This is a genomic window from Salinarimonas sp. (assembly GCF_046292825.1).
GTDB lineage: Bacteria > Pseudomonadota > Alphaproteobacteria > Rhizobiales > Beijerinckiaceae > Salinarimonas.
Genome location: NZ_JBKBQG010000008.1, coordinates 79662 through 104893, shown reverse-complemented (window position 1 = coordinate 104893; position 25232 = coordinate 79662). Strand labels below are relative to the sequence as shown.

The 25232-nt window shown below is 64.1% G+C and carries 18 protein-coding genes; 11 read left to right on the top strand and 7 right to left on the bottom strand.

From position 1 onward, the window contains the following. Positions 1–4: 4 nt before the first annotated feature. The 3 genes from ACK4UM_RS06560 to ACK4UM_RS06550 all read right to left on the bottom strand — a co-directional run bounded on the left by ACK4UM_RS06560 (position 5) and on the right by ACK4UM_RS06550 (position 2755). Complete coding sequence (locus ACK4UM_RS06560) at positions 5–1600, bottom strand: type IV secretory system conjugative DNA transfer family protein (RefSeq protein ID WP_409797048.1); 1596 nt, start codon at positions 1598–1600, stop codon at positions 5–7. A gap of 272 nt (positions 1601–1872) precedes the next feature. Beyond that, positions 1873–2100: a hypothetical protein gene (locus tag ACK4UM_RS06555; RefSeq protein ID WP_409797046.1), complete on the bottom strand. Its 228-nt coding sequence runs from the start codon at positions 2098–2100 to the stop codon at positions 1873–1875. A gap of 1 nt (position 2101) precedes the next feature. Then, positions 2102–2755: an AAA family ATPase gene (locus tag ACK4UM_RS06550; RefSeq protein WP_409797044.1), complete on the bottom strand. Its 654-nt coding sequence runs from the start codon at positions 2753–2755 to the stop codon at positions 2102–2104. 116 nt (positions 2756–2871) lie between these two features. Here ACK4UM_RS06550 and ACK4UM_RS06545 point away from each other — a divergent pair, with 116 nt between their 5' ends. The 9 genes from ACK4UM_RS06545 to ACK4UM_RS06505 all read left to right on the top strand — a co-directional run bounded on the left by ACK4UM_RS06545 (position 2872) and on the right by ACK4UM_RS06505 (position 14062). Continuing rightward, positions 2872–3621 (top strand): helix-turn-helix transcriptional regulator, encoded by a 750-nt coding sequence (locus ACK4UM_RS06545; protein WP_409797042.1) that lies wholly within the window; start codon positions 2872–2874, stop codon positions 3619–3621. Positions 3622–3660: 39 nt separating this feature from the next. After that, positions 3661–4338 (top strand): acyl-homoserine-lactone synthase, encoded by a 678-nt coding sequence (locus tag ACK4UM_RS06540; RefSeq protein ID WP_409797041.1) that lies wholly within the window; start codon positions 3661–3663, stop codon positions 4336–4338. After that, positions 4335–4520, top strand: a complete 186-nt coding sequence (locus tag ACK4UM_RS06535) for a hypothetical protein (RefSeq protein WP_409797039.1) — start codon at positions 4335–4337, stop codon at positions 4518–4520. The genes ACK4UM_RS06540 and ACK4UM_RS06535 overlap by 4 nt, the downstream gene beginning before the upstream one ends. Positions 4521–4640: 120 nt before the next feature. Beyond that, positions 4641–5219 (top strand): recombinase family protein, encoded by a 579-nt coding sequence (locus ACK4UM_RS06530; RefSeq protein WP_409797037.1) that lies wholly within the window; start codon positions 4641–4643, stop codon positions 5217–5219. Positions 5220–5345: 126 nt separating this feature from the next. Next, positions 5346–5549, top strand: coding sequence for a type II toxin-antitoxin system prevent-host-death family antitoxin (locus ACK4UM_RS06525; protein WP_409797035.1), 204 nt, complete (start codon positions 5346–5348; stop codon positions 5547–5549). A gap of 5 nt (positions 5550–5554) precedes the next feature. Further along, positions 5555–8419, top strand: a complete 2865-nt coding sequence (locus ACK4UM_RS06520) for an SNF2-related protein (RefSeq protein WP_409797034.1) — start codon at positions 5555–5557, stop codon at positions 8417–8419. Further along, positions 8419–10203 carry a site-specific DNA-methyltransferase gene (locus tag ACK4UM_RS06515; RefSeq protein ID WP_409797032.1) on the top strand — a complete coding sequence of 595 codons (1785 nt, stop codon included), beginning with the start codon at positions 8419–8421 and terminating at the stop codon, positions 10201–10203. Before ACK4UM_RS06520 ends, ACK4UM_RS06515 begins: the two co-directional genes overlap by 1 nt. Before the next feature lie 2 nt (positions 10204–10205). Then, positions 10206–13061, top strand: a complete 2856-nt coding sequence (locus ACK4UM_RS06510; RefSeq protein WP_409797030.1) for a DEAD/DEAH box helicase family protein — start codon at positions 10206–10208, stop codon at positions 13059–13061. A gap of 113 nt (positions 13062–13174) precedes the next feature. Then, complete coding sequence (locus tag ACK4UM_RS06505; protein ID WP_409797028.1) at positions 13175–14062, top strand: hypothetical protein; 888 nt, start codon at positions 13175–13177, stop codon at positions 14060–14062. 69 nt (positions 14063–14131) lie between these two features. Here the strand turns inward: ACK4UM_RS06505 and ACK4UM_RS06500 are convergent, their stop codons facing one another. The 4 genes from ACK4UM_RS06500 to ACK4UM_RS06485 all read right to left on the bottom strand — a co-directional run bounded on the left by ACK4UM_RS06500 (position 14132) and on the right by ACK4UM_RS06485 (position 16858). Then, positions 14132–14353 (bottom strand): DNA-binding protein, encoded by a 222-nt coding sequence (locus ACK4UM_RS06500; protein WP_409797027.1) that lies wholly within the window; start codon positions 14351–14353, stop codon positions 14132–14134. A gap of 51 nt (positions 14354–14404) precedes the next feature. Continuing rightward, positions 14405–15538: a tyrosine-type recombinase/integrase gene (locus ACK4UM_RS06495; protein WP_409797025.1), complete on the bottom strand. Its 1134-nt coding sequence runs from the start codon at positions 15536–15538 to the stop codon at positions 14405–14407. Positions 15539–15733: 195 nt separating this feature from the next. Then, positions 15734–16492 (bottom strand): zinc ribbon domain-containing protein, encoded by a 759-nt coding sequence (locus ACK4UM_RS06490; protein WP_409797023.1) that lies wholly within the window; start codon positions 16490–16492, stop codon positions 15734–15736. A 45-nt stretch (positions 16493–16537) separates the two neighbouring features. Continuing rightward, complete coding sequence (locus ACK4UM_RS06485; protein ID WP_409797022.1) at positions 16538–16858, bottom strand: recombinase family protein; 321 nt, start codon at positions 16856–16858, stop codon at positions 16538–16540. A gap of 300 nt (positions 16859–17158) precedes the next feature. Here ACK4UM_RS06485 and ACK4UM_RS06480 point away from each other — a divergent pair, with 300 nt between their 5' ends. Continuing rightward, positions 17159–22438 (top strand): DEAD/DEAH box helicase, encoded by a 5280-nt coding sequence (locus ACK4UM_RS06480; protein ID WP_409797020.1) that lies wholly within the window; start codon positions 17159–17161, stop codon positions 22436–22438. Beyond that, positions 22435–25230 carry a helicase-related protein gene (locus ACK4UM_RS06475; protein ID WP_409797019.1) on the top strand — a complete coding sequence of 932 codons (2796 nt, stop codon included), beginning with the start codon at positions 22435–22437 and terminating at the stop codon, positions 25228–25230. The genes ACK4UM_RS06480 and ACK4UM_RS06475 overlap by 4 nt, the downstream gene beginning before the upstream one ends. Positions 25231–25232 lie beyond the last annotated feature (2 nt).

The following is a 25232-nucleotide window of genomic DNA, read 5'->3' as shown; positions in this document are numbered from 1 at the left end:
TTCGTTATTTCATCATGTCGGCGGAGATGACCGTACCGGGGTCGTCCTCTGCCGCTTCCATCCGCCACGGCGACCAGCGCCCTTTGAAGGCGCGTTCCTCAAAGTAGCGGAGCTTCTGCGCCAGGATCGGCCGGCAGCCTTGCACGAACAGCAGCTGACAGCTCTCCGGCAGCAGCATGATCTCGGACGGCGCCAGCAGCGGGCGACCGATCTCGCTCTGGTGCTCGCTGTAGGTCGAAGCGAAGGTGAGGAACGGCAGCCGTCCGCTCTTGCCGCCACTGGTGACGGGGATGGTACGCTTGCCCAGCATGGCGGAGAGAAGCTGCGCCGTGTCGCTGTCCTGCACGTTGAAAGCTTGCCGCACCGCGCAGTTGGCGATCATCGAACGCCATTTGCGGTAGGTGCTCTGGAGCTGGTCGAGGTCTTGGACGAACAGCCACAGATGCGCGCCGTAGCCCGCGAGGTAGCCGATGCCGTCCTCGATGGGCCGCATCGAGCCCAGCGTCGGCAGCTCATCCAGCAGGAAGAGCACCGGATGCCGGGGCACACGCTTGTTGCGGGTCATGGCCGCCGTGGTTAGCCCGACCATGAGCCGCAGGAAGGGCTGGTAGACCGTCGCGTATTCCGGCGGGACGATCAGGAAGATCGACATGACGCCGTTCTTCAGGTCTTCGAGCCGGAAGGTCGAATGGTTGGTGATCGCCGCGAGCTGGGGGCTGTCGAACACCGCCGTGCGCGTCTGGGCCGTCGAGACGACGGCCGACCGCTCCTTGGCCTCCTTCTGCGAGAAGCCGTCGGCGATGCGCTGGACGATGGGGTGCTTGCTGTCGCCCATGTGGGCGAGCACAGCGTCGAACTTCTCGCGCGAGCGCATCAGGAGGACGCGGAGTTCGCGCAAGTTCCGCCGGTGCGGCGGCATGTCGAGGGCGATATGGAGCAACAGGCCGGTGACCAGCACACGGGCCTCTTGCTCCCAGTGGTTCGGTTCGTGGCCTTCGGGAGCCACGATCATCTCGGCGATCAACCGCGCGTCGTCCACATCGTTGACGGTTCCGGCGCGGATGAACTCGACGGCGTTGTAGGAGGCGCTTTCGATGCCGGGGTCGAAGGGTGCGAAGGCGTGCACCGGCCCGAGCGTGCCGCGATAACGAGCGGTGATGCGGTAGTTTTCGCCTTTGATGTCAGTAACCACCACCGAGCCCGGATGGTCGAGCAGGTTGGGGATGACGACGCCGATACCCTTGCCCGAGCGGGTCGGCGCGAAGGTGAGCAAATGCCCCGGCTTGCCGAAGCGGATGAAGCGTCCGCCCTTGCGACCGAGGATCACGCCGCCCGAGCGTAGCCCGGCGCTGCGGATGTCACCTGTCGTCGCAAAGGCCGCCGACCCATGTGCATCGGACGGCTTGCGCGAGAGGCGATAGGCGAAGAAGAGGATCGCCGCGAAGGCGGCGGCTCCCGTCGTGCCCAGCACGACCAGCCGGTCGGCGCCGATGGTCAGGTTGTCGATGATGGTCCAGATGAGTGCTGCGATGAGCAGGCAGATGGGCAGCTCGACGAGGACAAGCCTGACGAGACGCCACAGCAGACATAAATGCCCCATGGTGCATTCCCTTGGTAGTTGACTTTGCCAAGGGTTTATGGGGCGGCGAAAAATTACTTTGGCTGACGTGTGGAAATTGTTCGAGATCGGAGCAATAATGGAAGTGTTGCCGGCTCCGTTCGTCGCATTCCCAGTTGACGACTTTGCCAAATGAGGAGTCGGCAACGCCTTCCTGATACAGTTATTGGCATCGAGATTGTGCAGGAGAACCTGTCAACCCTTACAGCTTGTATTTCCAGAAGAAATACCTATATAGCGATTTCGTTATTTCTTCATCCGCGCCGCTGTTTCACCAGCGCGAATCCCTCCTTCAGCAAGTCCAGCATCGAGATGCCGTGCACGGCCGCATAGGCTTTGAACTCGCGGTGAAACTCGGGGCTGACCTTAAAGTTGAGCGGCTTCGTGGCGCCGGCCTCGGCGCGATCGAGGTTGTGCACGACCTGAACCGGGGCGGGCGGCAGGCCCTTGCTCGTCCTCTGGGGTGGCAGAATCTTCGTCATCTCAGGCAGCCTCCCTGTTGGCGCGTGATTGCATCAGCTCGGCAATCTCTTGGGCGATCGCTTCGGCCCGCTCGTTGAGAGACGGGAAGCGCGTTTCGGTCGGCGCGCGGCCTTCGTCGCTGGCGCGGCGGAACCCGGTCTTCTCCGGCAGGACGTTCGCTAGGGAACGGTAGCCCGCCTGCCGCACATAGGCGCTGGCCTCGGCCAATTCGCCCTCGCTGTCGCCCACGCGGCAGAAGGCGACGACGATCTTCTCGGCCGGTATACCTTTCCGGGTCAGCTCATGCGCCAGCAGGACGGTCGGTTCGAGGTCGTCCAGGGCAAGCCCGGTGGGCAGCACGACGAGCGTGCTTGCTTCGGCGATCTGGAGCGTGCCCATGGTGGCGTGCGGCGGGCCGTCGAGGATCATCAGGTCGTATCCGGCCGCCGCCTTCACGGCCTGGCCGACGGTGCCGAAGCGCTCGACCGCGACCACCGGCTCGACCGCGCGCTGAAGACGCCGCGCCTGCCAGCTGAAGCTGGTGCCCTGCTGGATATCGAGGTCCGCGATCTTCACGTTCCAACCAGCAAGCGCGTACTCGCGGGCGATGAGCCGCGCCAGCGTGCTTTTGCCGACGCCGCCTTTCTGAGAGACGATTCCAATGAAGAGAGTCATGTCCGATCTTTCTTGTTGTTCTTGTTGAAAGGACGAATTGAGGAAATCATGACATATGGAAATCGTTATTTCACGCATTTTCGGCGAAGCGCATAAGTATCGGTGAAATAAAATGTTTGGAGGAGCCGCGCATTCGGCCGAGCGTCATCGCCTTTCTTGACCAGATACGCCATGTGGAGGATGTGGCGTCGCTCGAAGCTGCCTTCTCGAAGGCGCTCTGGGATCTCGGATTCCGAGAATGGGCCTACCAGGTCATTCGCACCAATGCGCTCCCAGACGAGAAGCCGCTCATCCTCACGACCTACTCCGATGCCTGGTACAACCACTACATCGACAGCGGCTATCACCACATCGATCCGGTGATCCAGAATGGACCGTTGCAGGTCGCGCCCTTTACCTGGAGCGCCATGTCATTCGGCATCGAGCCGTCGCCGGAACAACGGCGCCTGTTCGCAGAAGCCGCCGAGTTCGGGGTCGGCGAAGGCGTCGGCATCCCGATCCATGGTGCGCGCGGCGCGCTGGCGATGGCGTCCATGGTTTCCGACCACGGCGCGAACGGTCTCGACCGACTGATGTCGGCCGTCGGGCAGGATGTGCATCTGCTTTCGCTGGCCTTCCACAATCATGCCCGCGAGCTGCTCGCGCTCGGCCGCATGGGGCGCACCACCGTCAGCCTGACACCGCGCGAGCGGGAATGCCTGCTCTGGACCGCGGCCGGCAAGTCGGCCTGGCAGACCGCGCAGATACTCGGGATATCGGAGCGCACGGTCTATTTCCATCTCGCGAACGTCCGCGCCAAGATGGGCGTAGCGAACGTCTATCACGCCGTGATGAAGGCGATCATGGAAGGCATCATCTCTCCCTAAAAGCGCTTTACTCGCCGGTAACCTGTGGAGGTTGACAGGATGGCAGGCGGGTTTTTATTTGGCTCAATGCTCCCAAACAAATTGGGAGGAAAGCCATTGCTTCACATCATATCGAAAGAGAATGCACACCTGCACTGGGATGCGCTCGCATCCATGCACCAGCTTCGCCGCGCGGTCTTCAGCGAGCGGCTTGGTTGGAGCGTCACCGTCGTCAACGGGTTGGAGCTCGATCAGTTCGACCTGCCCGAGGCGCATTACCTTGTTCACTACGCCGCCGACGGCCGCGTGAACGCCTGCACCCGGCTCCTGCCGACCACCGGCCCTTATCTGCTGGCAAATGTGTTCCCGGCGCTCGTCGATGGCGAGATGCCGCGCGCAGCCGATATCTGGGAGAGCACTCGCTTCTGCGCCGACCAGGCCACGGCGCCGGGTAACATCGCGGCCATTCTCATGGCCGGCATGCTGGAGTTCGGGCTGTTCACCGGACTGCGCGGTTATGTGTCGGTATCGGACGTCCGCATGGAGCCGATTATGCGCCGTGCCGGATGGAATCCCGTCCGCCTGGGCGGAACGATGGAGACCGGCACGGATACCGCGGCTGCCGAATGGCTGGAGGTGTCTCTGGCCTATCTCGGGCGGGTCCGCGAGCGGGCTGGCCCCGTCGCGCCGATCATCTCCAACCTGGACGAGATCGATCAGGGGAGGGCTGCGGCATGACATACGACACCGAATGGCCGGCGTCGCCGCCACAGACTAGCGAACGGCCCTCCCGCATCGAAGCCGACAGGCTGGCCTGGTGCATCCGGTATCTGGCGGATGAGGCGCGGCGGAGCGGTTTCGATGAAACGGCTGCGGCCTTGGAGGCAGTAGAAATGCATCGCAAAAACGACCGTTTTTGAGAGAGCTGGCACCGCCCGAGGCGGGCGAGGCACCTCTCACTGATTCAGGCTATCAAAAAAGTATCTCGAAACCGACATCTCAATTTGGTACCATGTACCTTGAGTTTTGAGGGGACATGCATGCTCATCGGCTACGCCCGCACATCCACACTGGACCAGAAGCCCGAGCTCCAGCTGGACGCTCTGACGCATGCTGGGTGCGAGAAGGTGTTCGTTGAGCAAGCCTCGGGCGCGCAGCGGGAGCGTCCCCAGTTGAAGGCGGCGCTTGAGTTCGCTCGCGAAGGCGACACGCTGGTGGTCTGGAAGCTCGACCGTCTGTCGCGATCCCTGAAGCAGCTGATCGAGACGGTGGAACTGCTCCAGACGCGGAGCATCGCCTTCCGCAGTCTGACCGAGGCAATCGATACGAGCGGCGCCGGCGGCCGTTTCGTCTTCCACGTCTTCGGCGCGCTGGCCGAGTTCGAGCGTAGCATCATCAAGGAAAGGACGATGGCGGGTCTCGCGGCGTCGCGCGCTCGCGGGCGTCGCGGCGGCAGGCCGAAGCAGATGACGACGAAGAAGATCGCGATGGCCAAGGGCATGCTTTCCAACCCGACCATCACCATGGACGACGTGGCACGAGAACTCGGGGTCTCCATCGCGACGCTCTATCGGCATCTGCCTGGAGGGCGTGGTGCCGTGCAGGACGGTTCCGCCTAGCTGCCATTGAGAGACCGAAGCGTCGCTGAATCGACAGAAGGGTGGGGCTAGCGCCCCGAGACCAAGGTTGTTACCGGTTGGCGCTTGTGCCTATTATGGCCACAATGTCCACAGCGGGCGGACGCCATGAAAACCATGTCTGCGAGGGAGGCCAAGAACGCCTTCGGTCTTCTGATCGACACCGCGAGGGCTGAGCCGGTGATGATCGAGAAGCATGGCAGGGGGGTGGTCGTGGTCGTCGCCGTCGAAGAGTACGAGCGTCTCGCAGAACATGCGCAACGATCGGGCACGGAGGCTAAGAAGAAAGAGAACGAAAAGCGGGGGACATAAGGGCGGTGCAGCGGGGCTTCAGTCAGCATCAGGCGAAGTACTTCGCCCACTTCCTAACTCGGGAAGGCTTCGAGGACGGTGACGCGCTCACCCAGTCCCTGTCTTCCGCACGCGTGGACCTGAACCCTCATCAGGTCGATGCCGCTATGTTCGCCCTTCGCTCACCGCTCTCCAAGGGTGTGCTGCTGGCCGACGAGGTGGGCCTCGGGAAGACGATCGAGGCTGCGCTTGTACTCAGCCAGTACTGGTGGAGCCGCCAGCGGAACCTGCTCCTCGTCGTTCCGGCCTCGCTGCGCAAGCAGTGGGCCACCGAGCTGATGGAGAAGTTTTCGCTTCCGTCCGAGATTCTCGACGCGAAACGCCTGAAGGACATCACGGCCAGCGGGCGCCCGAACCCTATCGGGCGGGGCGAGAGCATCGTCATCCTCTCCTACGAGTTCGCCGCCCGAATGGCTGACGCCATCCGGATGGTCCCGTGGCACCTGGTCGTGTTCGACGAGGCGCACAAGCTCCGAAACGTCTACCGAGCCGCCGAAACCTCACGGGCTGCCGTTCTGCGGGACGCGCTGGCCGGTCGCCAGAAGCTCCTGCTGACGGCCACACCGCTCCAGAACAATCTGATGGAGCTGTTCGGGCTGATCAGCGTCATCGACGACACCTACTTCGGGTCCGAACAGGCGTTCCGCGCCGAGTTCGGCGGGCGGGAAGAGGTTGCCTCGCAGGCGCTGCTGGCCCGCCGCCTTGAGCCGATCTGCAAGCGCACGCTTCGGCGTCAGGTGCAGAAGGCGGGCCTGATCAACTACACCAACCGCCTGGCCAAGACCTTCGACTTCACGCCCGCCCGGCTGGAGACCGACCTCTATGACCTGATGTCGGCCTATCTCCAGAGGACCGACACCATCGCGCTGGGACAGAACGGGCGGCACCTCGTGACGCTGATGCTGCGGAAGATCCTCGGATCATCGTCCTTTGCCGTGGCCCAGACCCTCGACAAGATGGTCAAGCGGTTACAGGGCAAGCTGATCGTCGATGACGAGACGCTGGACGACATCGACGGCTTTGCCGAAGAAGCGGAAGACTGGCGCGATGCAGGCGGAGGGGCGGAAGCCGATGCCGTCGAGGATCACGAAGACGATGCCATCGAGCGCATCGATCCGAAGAAGCTTCAGGCAGAAATCGACGAGCTGACCCGCTATCGCGACCTTGCCATGTCCATCGCGGACAACGCGAAAGGCCGCGCGCTGCTGGACTGCCTGCCGCACGTCCTGACCGAAATCGTCGGCAAGGGCGGGCAGCGCAAGGCGGTGATCTTCACTGAATCCGTGCGGACGCAGTCCTATCTGCGCGACCTTCTGGAGGCGAACGGCTTCCAGGGGCAGACGGTCATCCTGAACGGCTCCAACGCCGACAAGGACAGCAACGCGATCTACAAAAGCTGGCTGGACAAGCATCGCGGCACCGAAGCCGTGTCGGGGTCGAAGACCGCCGACATGAAGGCCGCCATCGTCGATGCCTTCCGCAACGACCGGACAATCCTGATCGCCACAGAGTCAGGGGCCGAGGGCATCAACCTTCAGTTCTGCTCCTTGCTGATCAACTACGATCTGCCTTGGAACCCCCAGCGCGTTGAACAGCGGATCGGGCGCTGTCACCGTTACGGGCAGAAGATCGACGTCACCGTCATCAACTTCCTGAACCGGAAGAACCATGCCGAGGCCCGCATCCACCAACTGCTGGAACAGAAGTTCAAGCTCTTCGAGGGGGTGTTCGGGTCCTCCGACGAGGTGCTCGGGGCCATCGAGTCCGGCGTCGATATCGAGCGGCGCATCCTCGACATCGTGCAATCCTGCCGGACCAATGACGAGATCAACGCGGCCTTCGACCGCCTTCAGTCCGAGTTCAGCGTCGAGATCGACGAGGCCAAGAAGGATGCGCGCAACAAGCTGCTCGCCGAGATGGACGACCGAGTGATCGAGCGCCTCCTTGGAAGGCGCGAGGCCGTCGTCTCCGCCATCGGCGACTTCAAGCGGGCGCTTCTCGGGCTCGCGCGGGCCGAATTGCCCGATGCGCGCTTCCACAATGACCACGCGCAGCGCTTCGACTACGCGGGTGAGACATGGTCCACCGAATGGCCCGAGGCCGACGAGCGGGGCTGGCGGTTCTTCCGGCTTGCCGATGGGGGCTTGGCCGACCGGCTGATCGCCCAGGCCAAGGAGCGGCCGCTCGCGCCTGCATCTTTGGAGTTCGACTATGCGGCCTATCTCGGCAATCTGGCCGACGTGGCAGAGCTGCGGGGACAGTCGGGTTGGATGCGGGTCGCGCGGCTGACGCTCCACACCCCGGCGAAGACCTATGACGAGATCATCTGCGCCGCCTTCACCGACGATGGCCGAGAGGTGCATTCCGAGACGGTGGAACGCCTGTTGCAGGTGCCAGCGCAGGAGACGGGCGCGGCAACGGGGGCGGTGCCCGATGATCACCTGTCCGGCGTCATGGATGCCCGCCAGACGGCTGTCGTTGCGCGCGCGCAGGAGCGGCTGGGCGAGTTCCTGAACGAAGAGGAAGAGCGGCTCGACGCTTGGCGCGATGACGCCAAGGTCCTGTTCGACCAAAAGATCAAGGCGCTCAGCAAGGAAGCAAACGAAAAGAAAAAGCTCGCGCGCTCCACGGCCAATCTTGAATCCAAGCTGGCACTTCAGCGCGAAGCGAAGCAAATCCAGCGGCAGGTTGATGACCTGCAACACCAGCTTTACACGCGCCTTCGAGAAATCGACGATGAGCGGGAGCGCATGCTCGACGAAATTGCCGATCAGTTGAACCTGACGCCGGCACTGACCACGCTGTTTACAATAAGATGGAGCCTTGTCTGATGGCCGCCAAAACCAAGCTCGAACTCACCTGGATTGGCAAGGACATCCGGCCTCGGCTCGAACCGCGCATCCTGATCGAAGAGCCGGAGCTATCCTACCATGCCAAGGCCCGCCGCGATGGCGACATCTTCGACAACCTGTTGATCCATGGGGACAATCTGCTGGCACTAAAGGCGCTGGAGACGGACCCGGCCGTGCGTGGAAAAGTGAAGTGCATTTATATCGATCCGCCATTCAACACTCAGCAAGCATTGCCGAATTACGACGATGGCCTTGAGCACTCGCTTTGGCTTTCCTTGATGAGAGAGCGTTTGGAAATCCTAAGCAATCTTCTGAGCGAAGATGGATCAATCTACATTCACATAGACGACAATGAGCTTGCCTATCTGACGGTGATGGCCGATCAGATTTTCGGCAGAACAAATCGAATATCGATCGTTACCTTTAAGCAGGGGTCTGCCACCGGCCATAAGTCGATCAACCCAGGCGTTGTGAGCACTTCAAATTTCGTTCTGATCTATGCAAAAAATAAGTCGGCGTGGAAACCAAATAGAATATTTGTAGAAAGGTCGGGCGGACGCGACGCTCGATACAATCAGTTTATTGTAAATCGGGATGAAAACCACACGCTTTGGCGTTTCACGACGTTGATGAAGGGGTTCTCTGAATGGCTTGGCCTCCCAGAGCGCGGCCTCAAAAAAGAGCTTGGTGACGAATTCGAGCAGAAAATTACTGAGTTCGTCCACCAGAACGCAGACGCTGTGATCCAGCCTGCCCGTCCTGACTACAACTCTGTCAGTTCAGCAGCGCGAGAGATGATCGATGTGTCACGTGCCGACCCCTCTAAGGTCTATAAGCTTGAGCGAGGTGAAGGTCTATCTGATATGTACTTCATTGGCGGGCAGCGCCTCTTATTCTATCGGGACAAATTGAAACTGATTGATGGTGAGTGGGTTTCCGGCGAGCCGCTAACTTCAATCTGGGACGACATTCTGTCCAACAACCTGCACAACGAAGGCGGCGTCGAATTTCCGAAAGGTAAGAAGCCGGAAGCGCTCATCAAGCGGTGTATTGAGCTATCGTCAAACGTCGGTGATCTGGTTCTAGATTCATTTGGCGGTTCGGGAACCACTGGAGCGGTAGCGCACAAGATGAGGCGCCGATGGATAATGGTCGAGCTCGGTGATCACGCCAAGACGCACATCGTGCCACGATTGCGCAGCGTTATAGATGGAACCGACAAGGGCGGCGTGACCGAGGCCACGGGCTGGAAGGGCGGCGGCGGCTATCGCTTCGCCCGCCTTGCGCCGTCCCTGCTGGAAAAGGATGCCTGGGGCAACTGGGTCATTCGCAAGGAGTACAACCCGGCTATGCTGGCCGAGGCGATGTGCAAGCATTTCAACTACACCTATTCGCCCTCGACCGAGCATTTCTGGATGCACGGGCACAGTTCCGAGACGTCCTACATCTATGTCACCACCAACAGCCTGACCGGCGAGCAGCTCCGCGCTTTGTCGGAGGAGGTAGGCGAGCATCGCAGCCTTCTGATCTGCTGCAAGGCGTTCGAGGAGCAAAGCGCGCGCGCCCTGAGCAACCTCACGATCCGGAAAATCCCCGGCGCCGTGCTGGACCGATGCGAGTGGGGCAAGGACGACTATTCCCTCAAGATCGAGTCCCTGCCGATGATGCAGGAGGAGGAGGAAGACGCAGGCCCGGCCCCGAAACGCGCCAGCAAGGCCGACACGTCCACCGGCGACCTCTTCGCCGATGAGGCGGAGGGCTGAGGATGCAGACTGTCGATCCCAAGCGCGCCGTCACCCAGATCACCCAACGCCTGTCGTTGCGCAAGCCGCAGGCCGAAGCTCTGCGGCGGCTCGACGATATCGTCGACCTGATCGCCCCGTCGAAGGATACCAATGTGGAGGCCGCGCGAAAAGCCGTGCGCCAAGTCTATGGGCCGATGCCCGATGCCCGGTTCGAGGAGTTCGAGCGGGACTTCCCCTCGATCTGCTTCGCGCTCGCCACCGGCGTCGGCAAGACGCGGCTGATGGGGGCGTTCATCAGCTACCTGTACATGATCGGAAAGAGCCGGAACTTCTTCGTTCTGGCCCCGAACCTGACGATCTATGAGAAGCTCCTCGCCGACTTCCAGCCGACCAGCCCGAAATACGTGTTCCGGGGGATCGAGGCTTTCGCGCATCAGGCGCCACTGATCGTCAACGCCGAAAACTACGAGGAAGGGCGCGGCGTTCGCGGCACCGACCTGTTCGGCCGCGAGGGCGCGATCATCAACATTTTCAACATTTCCAAGATCAACTCCGAGGTTCGTGGCGGCAATTCTCCTCGCATCAAGCGTCTTCAGGAATACATCGGGGACAGCTACTTCGCCTACCTCTCCGGCCTCGATGACCTTGTGTTGCTGATGGACGAGGCGCATCGCTACCGCGCGTCCGCTGGCGCCAAGGCTATCGCCGAGCTGAAGCCGATCCTCGGCCTGGAGGTAACCGCGACACCGAAGAGCGTCGGGGCGCGTTCGGCCGAGTTCAAGAACGTCGTCTATCGTTACGAGCTGCCGGACGCGATGGAGGATGGCTACGTCAAGGAGCCAGCCGTCGGCACGCGAGCCAATTTCAACCCGAAATCGGTCGATGAGGCGACGCTTGAGCGGATCAAGCTCGAAGACGGCGTCAATTACCACGAGCATGTGCGTGTCGCGCTGGAGACCTACGCCTTGCAGCACCAGACCCATGTGGTGCGCCCGTTCATGCTGGTGGTGACGCAGGACACGACGCATGCCCGGCAAGTCAACGAGTTCGTCCAGTCCGACCAGTTCTTCGACGGGCGCTACAAGGGCCGCGTGATCGAAATCCATTCAAAGCTGACCGGCGAGGAAAGCGACGAGAACGCGCAGCGCCTTCTGAACATCGAGAAAAGCGGCGACACGGACATCGTCATCCACGTCAACAAGCTGAAGGAAGGGTGGGACGTCACCAACCTCTTCACCATCGTGCCGCTCCGGGCCTCGGCGTCCGAAATCCTGACCGAGCAGACCCTCGGGCGCGGCCTGCGGCTGCCCTACGGCAAGCGCACAGGTGTCGAGGTCGTCGATACCCTCACCGTCATCGCCCATGAGCGATTCAACGAGCTGATCGAGAAGGCGAAGGAAGACAACGGCGTCACACGCAAGCTGAAGGCGGTGACGATCGGCGAGGGCGGCGACATTCCCGCCTCGAAGCCCATCATGGTGACCGCGCCGTCGCTGGTCGAGCAGATGGTTCTACAAGCGGCTGAGGGCGCACAGGCCGCAACGGCCGCGCCGGACGCGTCGTCCGTGAAGGGTGGCGTGGCGGTGACCCCGCCACGATTCGAGACGCCGACCGCGCCCCCGTTCAAGTATGACAAGCCCGAGGAGATCGGGCTGGCCAAGACCGTCCTCAACGTCGTCCTGCCGCAGATCAGCAAGCAGGTGTCCTCGATCAGGGATCTCGAAGACCCGAAGGTCGTGCAGCGGATCGCGGAAGCGGCGATGGCCGCCCAGAAGTTCGAGGAAGGCTTGCTTTCGACGATGACGGCGGAACAGGCCAAGGCCGTGGCGGCGGAGGTCTGCAAACAGTTCGTCCAGCGGACGATCGCCATCCCCATGCTGACGATCACGCCCGAGCAGCATGTCTCCTTCGGCTTCCGGCGCTTCGACGTCGATTTGAAGTCCTGGAACTATCAGCCGCTCTCGCGCGAGCTGCTGATCCAGATCCTCCGGACGGAGGAGCGCAGCGTCATTTCCGGCGATGCAGGCGGCGAAACGCCGTCGCGGCTGGAGGATTATGTCGTCGCCAAGCTGATCGACGTGCCCGAGATCGACTACGACGCCCATGCCGCCATCCTCTATGACCTGGCCGGTCAGGTGGTCGCCCACTTCCGGGCGAAGCATGCGGATGACGAGCAGGTGCGCTCGATCCTTCAGGGCCATGCGCGCCAGATCGCCGAAGCCCTCGTCGCCCAGATGAAACTCCACATGTGGCGCGAGCAGACCAATTACCGCGTCACGCGGGTGTCCGCCTTCGATCAGCTCAAGCCGCAGACGTTCGATGGCAGCGGAAAGGACGCAATGCGTGATTATCGCAGCCCGCCCGAACGCCTGAGCGACATGAAGCGCTTCATCTTCGTCGGCTTCGAGAAGTCCTGCTACAACATGGCCAAGTTCGATTCCGACCCCGAGCGGCGGATGGCGGCCATCCTGGAGCAGGACCCCTCCGTGCAGCTTTGGATGAAGCCGGGGCCGAACCAGTTCAAGATTTATGACGAGGACAACGCGCCCTACCAGCCCGACTTCGTCGTCGAGACCAAGACGGACAAGCTCATCATCGAGACGAAACGCGCATCGGAGATGACCAACCCCCTGGTTGTCAGGAAAGCCGATGCCGCCGCCCTGTGGTGCCACATCGCCAACCGTGCGAACGGCGAAGGCACGGCCGACAAGCCGTGGTCCTACTTGCTTGTCCCCGAAACCGCTGTACTGCCGAACGCCACGATCAGTGGATTGATGGCGACGCACACCCGGTCGGTGGATGCCGATCTGATGTCCCGATACACTCTGAGCGAGAAAGGCCTCAGTCACAGTAACGAGCACGCCGAAACGACATAGCAAATGAGCACAATACAAGGCGAGGCATCGCCAGACAGCCAGTATCAAATATTTTTCTATCTCGTGGTGGAGAGATTCCGTATTATAGAGAAAAACTAAATGCGTAAGAGTAAATGAAAATATTCCCATCAAATTTTCCAGCCAAGAGGCTAAAGAACCCGAAGTATAGAGCTGAGCTTTCATTCTTTAATGAATTATCGAAAGAATATATTGATGTTGACGCCGTTCAGGTCTTTTATTCTCCGGTATTCACCGAGCCTAACGAAAAACGGGACATTGATTTCGTGATAGTCGATGAATCGCGAGGCGTCATTTTCATCGAGTTGAAGGGTGGAGCTCAGGTCAGATCAGGATCAGTTTGGCGACGAGACGGCGAGTGCATTGATAACGAAGTCGATCGACAGATCAATTTTCAGCGGGTTGTATCGGCTCGCATCTTCCGCGATGTCCGGTTTGAAACCGAACACAATGGCGTACCGTTCTATCATCTTCTTGCTGTGCCGGACTCGCTCCTCAGATTCGAGCGAAACAGGCTAACGGGTCTACATGGAATCATTGACCACACTGCAATCGAAGGAGGTATCCGCAATTACATTCGGTCAGCAATTCCAGTTCGTGAGCGCGATGGATATGTTAATCGTATCTCGAAGCGAGAATTTGAGCAAATTTGGTTCAAGTTTGCTACTGCGGTCTTAAGCAACGAGGAATTAGATGCTGGAGAAGAACTCGAAGAAATAACTGGAGTCCCGCTCGGTGAGATTACACAATCAATTTCACGCGACGAAGAACCCACGAACCACGGGAAACCTTGGACGATGGACGACGAAAGGTACTTATATAATCTCTATCTGGCGAACCCGGACCTTCAAAAAATCGCAGAAATCATGGAAAGGCGCTTAGGTGGAATTAAGGCAAGACTTCAACGGCTCGGATTGCTCGACAGGTCTGGGCAGAAAGTTGATCCGGTTCCGGAGTTCAAATCCTACTCGCGACGAAAGTAGCTGAGTTTTTACGCAACCACAAAGAAACCCCGCCTCGCGGCGGGGCTCCAGTCGTCGATCAAGGCCGTGTCAGGCCGCGGGCTTCAACGGCTTGGGAGCCAGACGCTGGCCCTCCAGCCACTTGTTGAATTCGGCGCGGTCGATGTAGACCCGGCCACCGATCTTCAGCAGCGCGGGCTTCAGTCCATTCGTCTCCGCATGGAATATCCACCAGCGCAACGTGTGCTCCGTGATGACCGGCGAATCCGCCGCAACCTGCTTCACGGTAGCGAGGTCCCTGTAGTCCACCATGTTAACCTCATGGTTCGGGGCCTATAAACAGCAGGAAGCCTCATCTATGCCTCAGAACATCTTTTCGTTCAATTCCTTGACCACGCCCTTGACGTGACTCTCGGAGAGGTGGGCATACCGCCGGACCATCTGGAGCGTCCGGTGGCCGAGGATTTCGGCAATCTCGACGAGGCTGGCTCCATTCATGGCCAGATAGCTGGCCGTCGAGTGCCGGAGGTCATGGAAGCGTAAGTCGGCGATCTCCGCCGCGTCGCGGGCGTTCTCCCAGGCCGTGCGAATGTCGATCGGCGCTTCGCCGTCGCGGCGCGGGAACAGCCAGCGCGGCCCCGGCGGTGAGCCCAGCTCCTTATAGATACTGTTCACCTTCTCGACCTGACCTTCGAGCACGTCGCGCAGGTGGTGGACGACCGGCACTGCCCGCGTGTCGCCGTTCTTGGTATCGCGCAGCACAGCCGTGTCACGGTCGAGGTCGAGATCGGCCAGCGTCAGGCCGAGGATTTCACTCTTCCGCGCGCCGGTGGAGAGCGCGAACACCACCACGGGATACAGGTGCTCGTTGTCGCTGGCCTTGCAGGCATCGAGCAGGCGCTTGCGCTCGGCATCGCTCAGGTAGCGCATCCGCTCGTTCCTGATCTTGGTGATCCGGTTTACACCATCCAGCGGACTCGACCCCGTCCAGCCCCACTGGACCGCGTACTTGAATAGCACCGCCAGCATGTCGCGGTAGTGCTTCATGGTCTTGCGGCTCTTAGGCTTGGGCACCGCCTTCGGCGCTTTGGCCTCTTCGCCTTCCTCCGGTGGCTTGCGCCGACCATCGCCGGCGGCGGCAAGCTCAGCGAGCTTGTCGCTGACCATGTCGGCGGTGATGTAGGCGAGGGAGTACTGCCCGAGGGTCTTTTCCCAGTAGGCGAGGAACGAGCCTTCCGCCCGCTTGGTGCTCTCCGCCCGGTGGACGAACACTTCCTTCCGGAAGCGGTCGATCACATCCTGGAGTGTTTTGCTGGCGGCCGTGCGGACGACGTTCTTGAATTCACCCTTGCGGATGCCGCTCTCGGTGTCCGATGCCCACTGTTTGGCGTCCGTCAGCCGCTTGAAGGTGCGGACCTGGTCGGGGAAACCCTTCATCCGAACCATGACCCGATAGGACGGGCCTTTCTTGCCTTCACGCTTCTGGATGGTCGCCATGGTGTGCCTCGGGAACACGAGGAAGAGAGGGGTGGCGCAGATGTGCCAAATCGTTTTTGGCACACTTTTGGCGCACTGAGAAGCAAAAAACCTCAATAAGAGCCTGAAGAGCTCAATCCGAAAATCAAGCTATTTCAGCGGGATGGCTGTTGAGAGTTGTTGGCGGTTTGTGCCAAGAATGGGCTTACGCTTGGCTCATAACCTGAAGGTCGCAGGTTCAAATCCTGCCCCCGCAACCAACTTCACTTGCCTCTGGAAATCGGTGGCGTATGGGTCGTCGACGCGCTCCGCCGCCAGCTCGAGAATACCAGCGAGCTGCCCTCCGAGATCGGTGCGCAGCCCGCCCCTCGCCTCCGCGTCCGGGGTCGAGACGACCCTTTCGATCAGGCCCCTGATCGCTTCGCGCGCCGCCCCGAACTCGTCCTCCTCGGCCAGCGTCCTGACGAGGTCGCCGATCCTCCTACGATAGACGTCGGCCATGCCCGGATGCAGCCGGATCGGGGACGGCTTCTTCATGGCCTCGATCGCCGCGACGAGTTCGTGCTCATCCTTCTCCAATTGCGCCATCGGCCTTACCAATGGCCCCGCCGGCGCCCCGTCGCGAATGGCGGTGACGAAGCGAGCAAGCTCGCGCCGGATTCGCGCGAGCCGGTCCTGCTTCGTGTCGAGCGCCGCGCTGGCCTCTCGCCGCAGGCGATTGCTTTCCTTCGTGTACTCCTCGCAGAACAGCGCCACCAGCGCCGGATCCATCAGGCGCTCCTGCAGCCCATGAAGGACCGCCGTCTCGACGGCGTCGCAGGTGATCGTGCGCCTGTTGTCGCACACCGCCTCGCCGTCGTTGCGCGCGGTCGAGCATCCGAAGCGCGTGCGCGCCATCTTCGAAAACCCGCCGCCGCAGACGCCGCAGGCCATCAGCGCTGAGAGCAGATGCCGGGGGCGACGCCGGTCCCACATGCCGACCCCCTCCCCCCTCGATCGCGTTCTCCTTCTGCCGCGCCCTTAAGCGTCCCACAAGTCCTTATCGACGATGCGCAGTTCCCGAACCTCTTTGACGATCCAATCCTCTCTGGCGTTCATCCGTGCCTGACGCACGCGCGTGTCGGGATCCCTGACAAAACGTTGGCGGTTCCAGACGAGCTGCCCGATATAGAGCTCGTTGTTCAGGATGCCGGTACCGCGCTTCTTGTTGCCGAGTCTCGTGGAGAAGCCCCAGGTTCCGCCCCGCGGGCCGGCGACATCGTCGGCGTTCAGGCGGCTCGCGATCGCCTTCGGCCTAGTCGTCCCTCTCCGAAGCCGCGAACCAATCCATTCGCGCCGCATTCTGCGCCAGAGCGCGTACCAAAGGGTACGAGCCCTTCAGGTGCGCGCGGACGCTTCCCAGACGCTCCAAAGGCCAACCCTCGGGCTCGCGATCCTGCCGCTCCCGCCCCACGCTGCCAAGCCTAGCGCGGGGATGATGATCCCTTTCGCGTGCGGTGTTCACGCCGGGCGGGAGATCCCGAATTTGAGATGACACGACGCGATCCTGTCCTTGCGCGTCATTCCCGCCTTGGCGGCTCCCGACCGACAGCGTAGGATACGCCCCAGGACGAACAAACAACAGAAAAAGGCGGGGAGCGGATGGATATCTTCGATCTCGACCGAGCCGTCGTGACCGAGTACGCTTCCTTCTCGCGATCGTTCGGACAGGTCAAGGCACATGACCTGAAGGCCGGCATCGACGCTCACTACGCTGGCCGAAAGTTCTGGCCGGAGCCGCTCGTCCAGCTCAATCCGCATTATGCCGACGGCGGCTCGGTCTCGGATCTCGTCGCCTCCGACGTGCTCGACCCTGCTTGTGCGGAGTATTTCTTCGACGCGCGCGCGGGAGCCGGCGATCCCGACACCTCGCTGAAGCTTCGTCGGCACCAGCGCGAGGCGATCGTGAAGGCGCAGGCCCGCAAGAGCTTCGTCGTCACGACGGGCACCGGCTCCGGCAAGTCGCTCTGCTTCTTCATCCCGATCGTCGACGCGGCGATCCGTGCCAAGCGGGCCGGGGAGCCGCCACGGACCCGCGCCATCGTCGTCTACCCGATGAACGCACTCGCCAACAGCCAGCTCGGCGAGTTGGAGAAGTTCCTGCGCCCGCGCGAGGGCGTGCCGCGCGTGACCTTCGCCCGCTATACCGGTCAGGAGAGCCAGGAGGAGCGCGAGCGGATCAGGCGCGATCCGCCCGACATCCTGCTCACGAACTTCATGATGCTCGAGCTGTTGATGACGCGGCAGAGCGACCTCGACATGGCCGTCATCCGCAATTGCGATGGTCTCGATTTCCTCGTGCTCGACGAGTTGCACACCTATCGTGGCCGTCAGGGTGCGGATGTCGCGATGCTCGTGCGGCGCGTCCGCGAGAGGCTCGAGGCGCCTGGACGGGCGATCCGGTGCATCGGAACCTCGGCGACCATGGCATCGGAGGGTGGACGAGCCGACCGCGACGCGGTCGTGGCCGAGGTCGCGTCGCGCCTTTTCGGAACCCAGATCCCACCGGATTGCGTCGTCGTGGAGACGCTGCGTCGGCGCACCGACGACACAAGCGACGCGGAAAGCGTGCGCGCCGAGCTCGGGAACGCGATCGACGCCCCCCTTCCGGACGCCATGAGCGACGAAGCGCTCGCGCATCACCCCTTGGCCATCTGGGTCGAAACGCGGCTCGGCCTCTCGCGCTCGGAAAGCGGCGCCTGGGAGCGCGCGCGTCCGCTCACCCTCGAGGAAGCAGCCGGCGCGCTCGCGGCGGATGCCGGACGCTCGGAGGCCACGTGTCTCGACGCGCTCGAGCGATTGCTTCTCGTCGCCTCGCGCGAGGAGCGCGATCGCGTTCCGGGTGGCGGCGAGAGCGCGTTCTTCGCCTTCAAGCTCCATCAGTTCGTCGCGGGCGCCGGCCGCGCCTACACGACGGTCGACGCGCCGGGGAGGCGCGCCGTCGAGGTCGACGGTCAGCTCCTCGATCCCAAGGATTCGTCGAAACGCCTCTACGCGCTCCACTTCTGCCGCGCCTGCGGCCAGGAGTTCCACCCGGTCAAGCTGCGCGACGAGAACGGCCGCAAGGAGATCATCGCGCGTGCGATCGACGATCAGGCCCGCGTCGACGACGACGAGCCGGAAGACGACGAGGTGCGCGAGACCTACGGCTTCCTCACGCCGGCGACGGACGATCTCGCGTTCGACGGGAGCGACGAGACCTATCCGGAGGCCTGGCAGGAGAAGCGGAAAGGAGGCGAGATCCGCCTGAAGAGCTCGTATCGGAAAGCGCGCGCCCGCGAGCTGCGTGTCTCGACGGGTGGGGTGGTCGGCTCCGGCGAGCGCTTCTGGTTCCTGCCGGGGCGCTTCCGGTTCTGCCCCGCCTGCGGGGACGTTCACACCAGCGCCGGGCGAGACATCAACAGATTGGCCGGCCTGTCGGCGGAAGGCCGCAGCTCGGCGACGACCGTACTCGTCTCGTCGATCTTGCGGTGGATGAGCGGGCTCGACGAGGCGGCGGTGCCGAAACGCAGCCGCAAGCTCCTCGGCTTCACCGACAATCGGCAGGACGCCTCGCTCCAGGCGGGCCATTTCAACGATTTCGTCTTCGTCGGCCAACTCCGGGCATCGATTCTCGCGGCCCTCGCCGGCGCCGGGGCGGACGGTCTCGACGAAGCGCAGGCGGCCGCCGCGATGCAGGCGGCGCTCGGCTTTTCGCGCGATCGGCAGGAGCGCCTCTCCGAGTGGCTCATCGAGCCCGGCCTGAAGGGCGCGAACCTGATCAATGCGGAACGGGATCTGCGCGCCGTCCTCCTGCACCGGTTCTGGGTCGATCAGCGGCGTGGCTGGCGCTTCACGCATCCGGGGCTGGAGGAGCTCGGCTTCCTCGCGACGGACTACCTCTCGCTCGACCAACTCGTCGCCGACGAGGCCGCGTTCGCGAGTGCGCCCCCTCTGCTTCGTGACGCCGGTCCGGATCTCCGCAGGTCCGCCTATCGGGAGCTCCTGGACTTCCTGCGCAAGGGCCTCGCGGTGGAGACGGAAGGCCTGGACGAACATCGGCTCGAAGCTCTCCGCTCCCGCTCGTCCGCCGTTCACCGCGCGCCCTGGTCCATGGCGCGCGAAGAGGAGCCGCGGCCCGCGCGCGTCATGCTCCTCGATCCGCCGAAGCGCCGCGACGTCAAGATCAAGGACGAGGCGCTCCTCCTTCGCGGGAGCGCACGCAGCCTGCTCGGACGACGATTGCGTGCGCGCAGCCTCTGGGGCACCGGCGTCGCCGAGAAGGACTACGATCCGCTCATCGAGGCGATGCTGGAGGCAGCCGCTCTCTACGGGCTCGTGACACGAACGTCCTCCCCTTTCGGCGACGCGACAGGTTGGCGATTGCAGGGCAACGTCGTGCGCTTTTTCCGCCGCACGCCGGGCGCGGACGCCGGCCGCGTTCCGAACCCCTATTTCGTGGCGCTCTACACGTCTCTCGCGGAGACGCTGGCATCCGGTGGCGCGGTGCGAATGGAGGGGCGCGAGCATACGGCTCAGGTACCCGGTGCCCTGCGGGAGATAAGAGAGGAGCGCTTCCGCTACGGAGACGACGACCTGCGCAAGCTTGCCGAGCGCGCGACGCAGCTGCGCGATCTCCAGGAGGACGATCGCTTCCTGCCGGTGCTCTTCTGTTCGCCGACGATGGAGCTCGGCGTCGACATCTCGGCGCTGAACGCGGTCTACCTCCGCAACGTGCCTCCGACCCCGGCGAACTATGCCCAGCGCAGCGGACGAGCCGGTCGAAGCGGTCAAGCGGCCCTCGTGCTCACCTATTGCGCCGCCCAGAGCCCTCACGACCAGTATTTTTTCGCCGACCAGCGCGCGATGGTCCATGGCGTCGTGAAGCCGCCCGCGCTCGATCTGGCGAACGAGGACCTCGTCACGAGCCATCTCGCCGCGATCTGGCTCGGCTCGACGGGCACGGAGTTGAGTTCGTCCGTCGCGGACGTGCTCGACGTGGCCGCCGAGGGGCAGCCGCTGCGGGACGATCTCGCGCGGGAACTCGCGGATCCGCAAGTCGCCACGCGGGCTGCGCCGCGCATGGAGCGTTTCCTCACGCAGCTGGAGGCGGAGCTGACGCCGGAGAAAGCACACTGGTTCGAAGGTCGCGAAGAGACGGCACATCGTGCCGTCGAGAGCGCCTTCGGCAGGCTCGAGCGTGCGTTCGGCCGCTGGCGCGACCTGTTCCGTGCCGCCAACCAGCAGCTCCAGGACGCGCACCGCGTGATTTCCGATCATTCCGCCCCGCCCAAGGAGCAGGCGGCGGCGAAGAACCGCTATCGTCAGGCCGCCGAGCAGCTGGAACTCCTCAAGCGCCAATCGACGAGCCAATCGGGCGACTTCTTCACCTACCGCTATCTCGCGACGGAAGGGTTCCTGCCGGGCTACAACTTCCCGCGTCTTCCGCTCATGGCGTACGTCCCCTCCGGACGCGATGGCGCGAGCCGCCAGACCTTCCTCCAGCGCGCGCGGTTCCTGGGCATCTCCGAATTCGGGCCGCGCAGCCTGATCTATCACGAAGGGCGGGCCTACAGGGTCGCGAAGGCGATGCTCACCCCCGCCAACCGGAGCGGCGAGGGACTTGCGGTGCGCGCCCTCCAGGTTTGCGCAGAATGCGGCGCGGCTCACGAGCATCGATCGCGCGAGACCTGCCACGCCTGCGGCGCGCCGCTGTCGGGAGCGCCGATCATCCGCGACGCGTTTCGCGTTGAGAACGTCGAGACCGTCCCCGCCGAGCGCATCACGATCAACGACGAGGAGCGGCAGCGCCAAGGCTTCGACATCCAGACGCTGTTCGCCTGGTCCTCGCGAGGCGGTCGGCTCGACGTGCGCAAGGCCACGTCCCGAGACGGGTCGGACGCCGTCGCGGACCTCTCCTTCGGGCCGAGCGCGACGATCACGCGCCTGAACAAGGGCCTGCGCCGCCGCAAGGACAAGGCCGATCTCGGTTTCTGGATCGACCCGCGCACCGGCTATTGGTCGAAGGCCGACGACGAGGACGACGGCGGCGCGGAGGCCGATCTCGCTGCCAAGCAGAAGGTCGTGCCCTTCGTCGAGGACGCCAAGAACGCCTTGCTGCTACGCCCTGCGGGCACGCTCATGGGGCTATCGGACAACGGTATGGCGACGCTCCAGCACGCGCTCCTGCGAGGGATCGAGACGACCTTCCAGCTCGAACAAGGCGAGGTGCTCGCAGAGCCGCTCCCCGCCCGCGAGGACCGTCGCTGCATCCTGCTCTACGAGGCGACCGAGGGCGGGGCGGGCGTGCTTTCTCGCCTCATCGGGGAGCCGGATGCCCTTGCGCGCGCGGCGCGAGCGGCGATCTCCATCATGCATCTCGATACGCCCGCCGACCTCGCCGGTGCCACCGCCGACGACCTCGCTGAACGGAGCGATGCCTGCGCCGCGGGCTGCTATCGCTGCCTCCTGTCCTACTACAATCAGCCCGACCACGAGCGCATCGACCGCCGCGAGGCCTCCGTCCGCAACGCCCTCCTCCACCTCGCGCGCGGCCGGGTGACGCCCGTACGGCGAGCCGAGGAGGTCGGCGGCTCGGCCTCGCGCGAGCGCGGGGCACCCGGGCCGGAAGACGGCGCCTCGGCGACGGATGCCCCGGCCTGGCTCCTCGATGCGCTCGACGAACGCGCGCTGCCGCGCCCCGATCGGGAGCCCCTGATGTGCGAGGGTATCGCCGTGATCGTCTGGAGCGAGCACTGCGTCGCCCTCCTTCCGGCCGAATCGCCGGAGAACCTGATACCGGCGCTCGTCCGCCGTGGCTTCGACCCGGTTCGCCTCGGCGCCGGCGGCCTCGACGCCGCTCTCGATCGCCTCGCCTCCCTTCTCCCGACCGTGACCTCATGAACGCACCCGCTTTCACCCCCGGCTCCCTCGTACGCGCCCGCGGCCGCGAGTGGATCGTCCTGCCGGCACCGGGCGAGCCCTTCCTGCGCCTGCGCCCGCTCTCCGGCTCGGAAGAAGACGTTCAGATCCTCGACCCGCGGCTCGAGCCCGACGGCGTCGACAGCGCCCGTTTCGCCCCGCCCTCGGGCGAGGTGCCGGGCACGCAGGCGGACGCGCTGCTCCTGCGCGACGCGCTCCTTCTCTCCTTGCGGCGCGGGGCGGGACCGTTCCGGAGCGCCGGGCGCATCGGCTTCGAGCCGCGCGCCTATCAGCTCGTACCCCTGATGATGGCGCTCAAGCTCGATCCGGTCCGCCTCCTGATCGCCGACGACGTCGGCATCGGCAAGACCATCGAGGCCGGCCTCGTCGCGCGCGAGATGATGGATCGCGGCGAGATCGACCGCATGGCCGTGCTCTGCCCGCCGCATCTCGTCGACCAATGGGTCGGCGAGCTCGATGCCAAATTCAACATCGCCGCGATGGCGGTCACGAGCGCGAGCGCCGGGCGCCTCGAGCGCGATCTGCCGCCAGGCGAGCGCATCTTCGACGTCCATCCGGTCACGGTGGTGAGCCTCGATTACGTGAAGAGCGCCCGGCGCCGCGACGACTTCCTGCGCGCCTGCCCGGATTTCGTCGTCGTCGACGAGGCCCATACCTGCGCCTCCGGAACCAAGGGCCAGCACCAGCGCTACGAACTCCTCTCCGGCCTCGCCGAGAAGGCGACCCGTCATCTCGTGATGCTCACCGCGACGCCGCACAGCGGCGACCAGGAGGCCTTCGCCCGTCTTCTCGGCCTGATCCACCCGGATTTCGCCGGCCTCGTCGAGGCGGGCGAAGCCGAGCGCAGAGGCTTGCGCGAGCGGCTCGCCGTCCACTTCGTCCAGCGTCGGCGCGTCGACATCGACGCCTGGAAGGACGGCGGTTCCTTTCCCAAGCACGAGACCCACGAGAAGACCTACCGACTCGCCGGCGAGCACCAGCGCTTCTTCGAAGACGTGCTCGATTATTGCGCCGAGGTCACCGAGAGCGCCGGGGCGGACGACCGCCGCCGCCGCCTCGCCTTCTGGGGTACGCTCGCGCTGATGCGCTGCGTCGGCTCGAGCCCTGCCGCGGCGCTGCGCGCGCTGATCACCCGCGCCGATCTCGATGCCGACCCCGCCGACGACGAGATCCTGCGCGCGCGCGTCCTCGACGGCGAGGCCGACGACCTCGCCGACGACGATGCCGAGCCGCCCGCGGCGATCGAGGATCCCCGCCTCGCCGGGCTGATCGCACAGGCCCGAACCCTCGCGGCTGAGCCGAAGCGCGACCCGAAGCTGAAGCTCCTTCTCGAGGAGGTCGGCGGGCTCGTGGCCAAGGGCTTCAACCCGGTCGTCTTCTGCCGCTACATCGCGACCGCGCAGGCGGTGGGCGAGGCTCTGCGCGGGGCCCTCAAGGACGTCGCGGTCGACGTCGTCACGGGCGAATTGCAGAGCGGCGAGCGCAAGGAGCGCGTCGACGCCCTCGCCGAGAACGAGAAGCGCCTGCTCGTGGCGACCGATTGCCTCTCGGAGGGCATCAACCTCCAGAGCGCTTTCGACGCCGTGGTCCATTACGATCTCTCCTGGAACCCCACACGCCACCAGCAGCGCGAGGGGCGGGTCGACCGCTTCGGCCAGCCGAGCAAGGTGGTGCGCTCGCTCCTGATCTACGGCGAGAACAGCCCCGTCGACGGCGCGGTGCTCAACGTCATCCTCCGCAAGGCCGAGACCATCCGCAAGGAGACCGGCGTCCCCGTGCCGCTGCCCGACGACGAGCGGCGGATGACGGAGGCGCTGATGCAGGCCGTGCTGCTGCGCCGCTCCTCGCAGCGGCAGATGACGCTCGACTTCGCGGCCGAGCCCGCGGCGCGGGAGATCGACGCCGTCTGGCGCGATGCCGCCGAACGCGAGAAGCGCAACCGCACCGTCTTCGCGCAGCGCCAGCTCAAGCCCGCCGAGGTCGAGCCGGAATGGGAGAAGGCGCGCGCGCTGCTCGGCGGCCCGGCCGAGACCCGCCGTTTCGTCGAGCGCGCCTTCGCGCGCCTGCGCGCCCCGCTGGAGCCGGCAGGCAAGGGCTTCAAGACGTCGCTTTCCGCCCTCGTGCCGATCGCGCTGCGCGAGCGGCTCGCGGACGAGGGGTTCGAGAAGACGATCCGCGTCGCCTTCGAAGAGGCCGCCGCCGGCAACCGGATCCGCCTCCACCGCGCCCATCCGATCGTCGGCCTCACCGCCGAGGCCCTGCTCGAGACCGCACTCGACCCCGCCTCCGATCAGGACGATCCCGCGACGCTGCCGCGCGCGGCCGCCTGGCGCTCGGCCGCGGTCGCGGAGATGACGACCGTCCTCATGCTGCGCATCCGCCACCGGCTGGAGACCACCACCCGGCTCGGCGGGCGCGTCGTGATCGCGGAGGAGGCCGCCCTCGTCGGCTTCGATGCCGACGGACGTCGTCTGCCCGACGAGCGTCTGGCGGAGATCGTCGAGGCGCCCGCCGCCGGCGACCTGCCCGAGGCCGTGCGCCTGAGGCGCATCGCCGGCGCGCTGGAGCGCCTGCCCGAGTGGAAGGCAGCGCTCGACGACGTCGCGGGCGCCCGCGCCGAAGCGCTCGCCGCCGACCATGCCCGCCTGCGCCAGGCCGCCGACAGCCGCCAGGCGCGCGTCGGCGGCACGGTCACGGTCGAGCCCGTCCTTCCGGTCGACGTCGTCGGCCTCGTCGTCCTCGTTCCCGCGTAAGT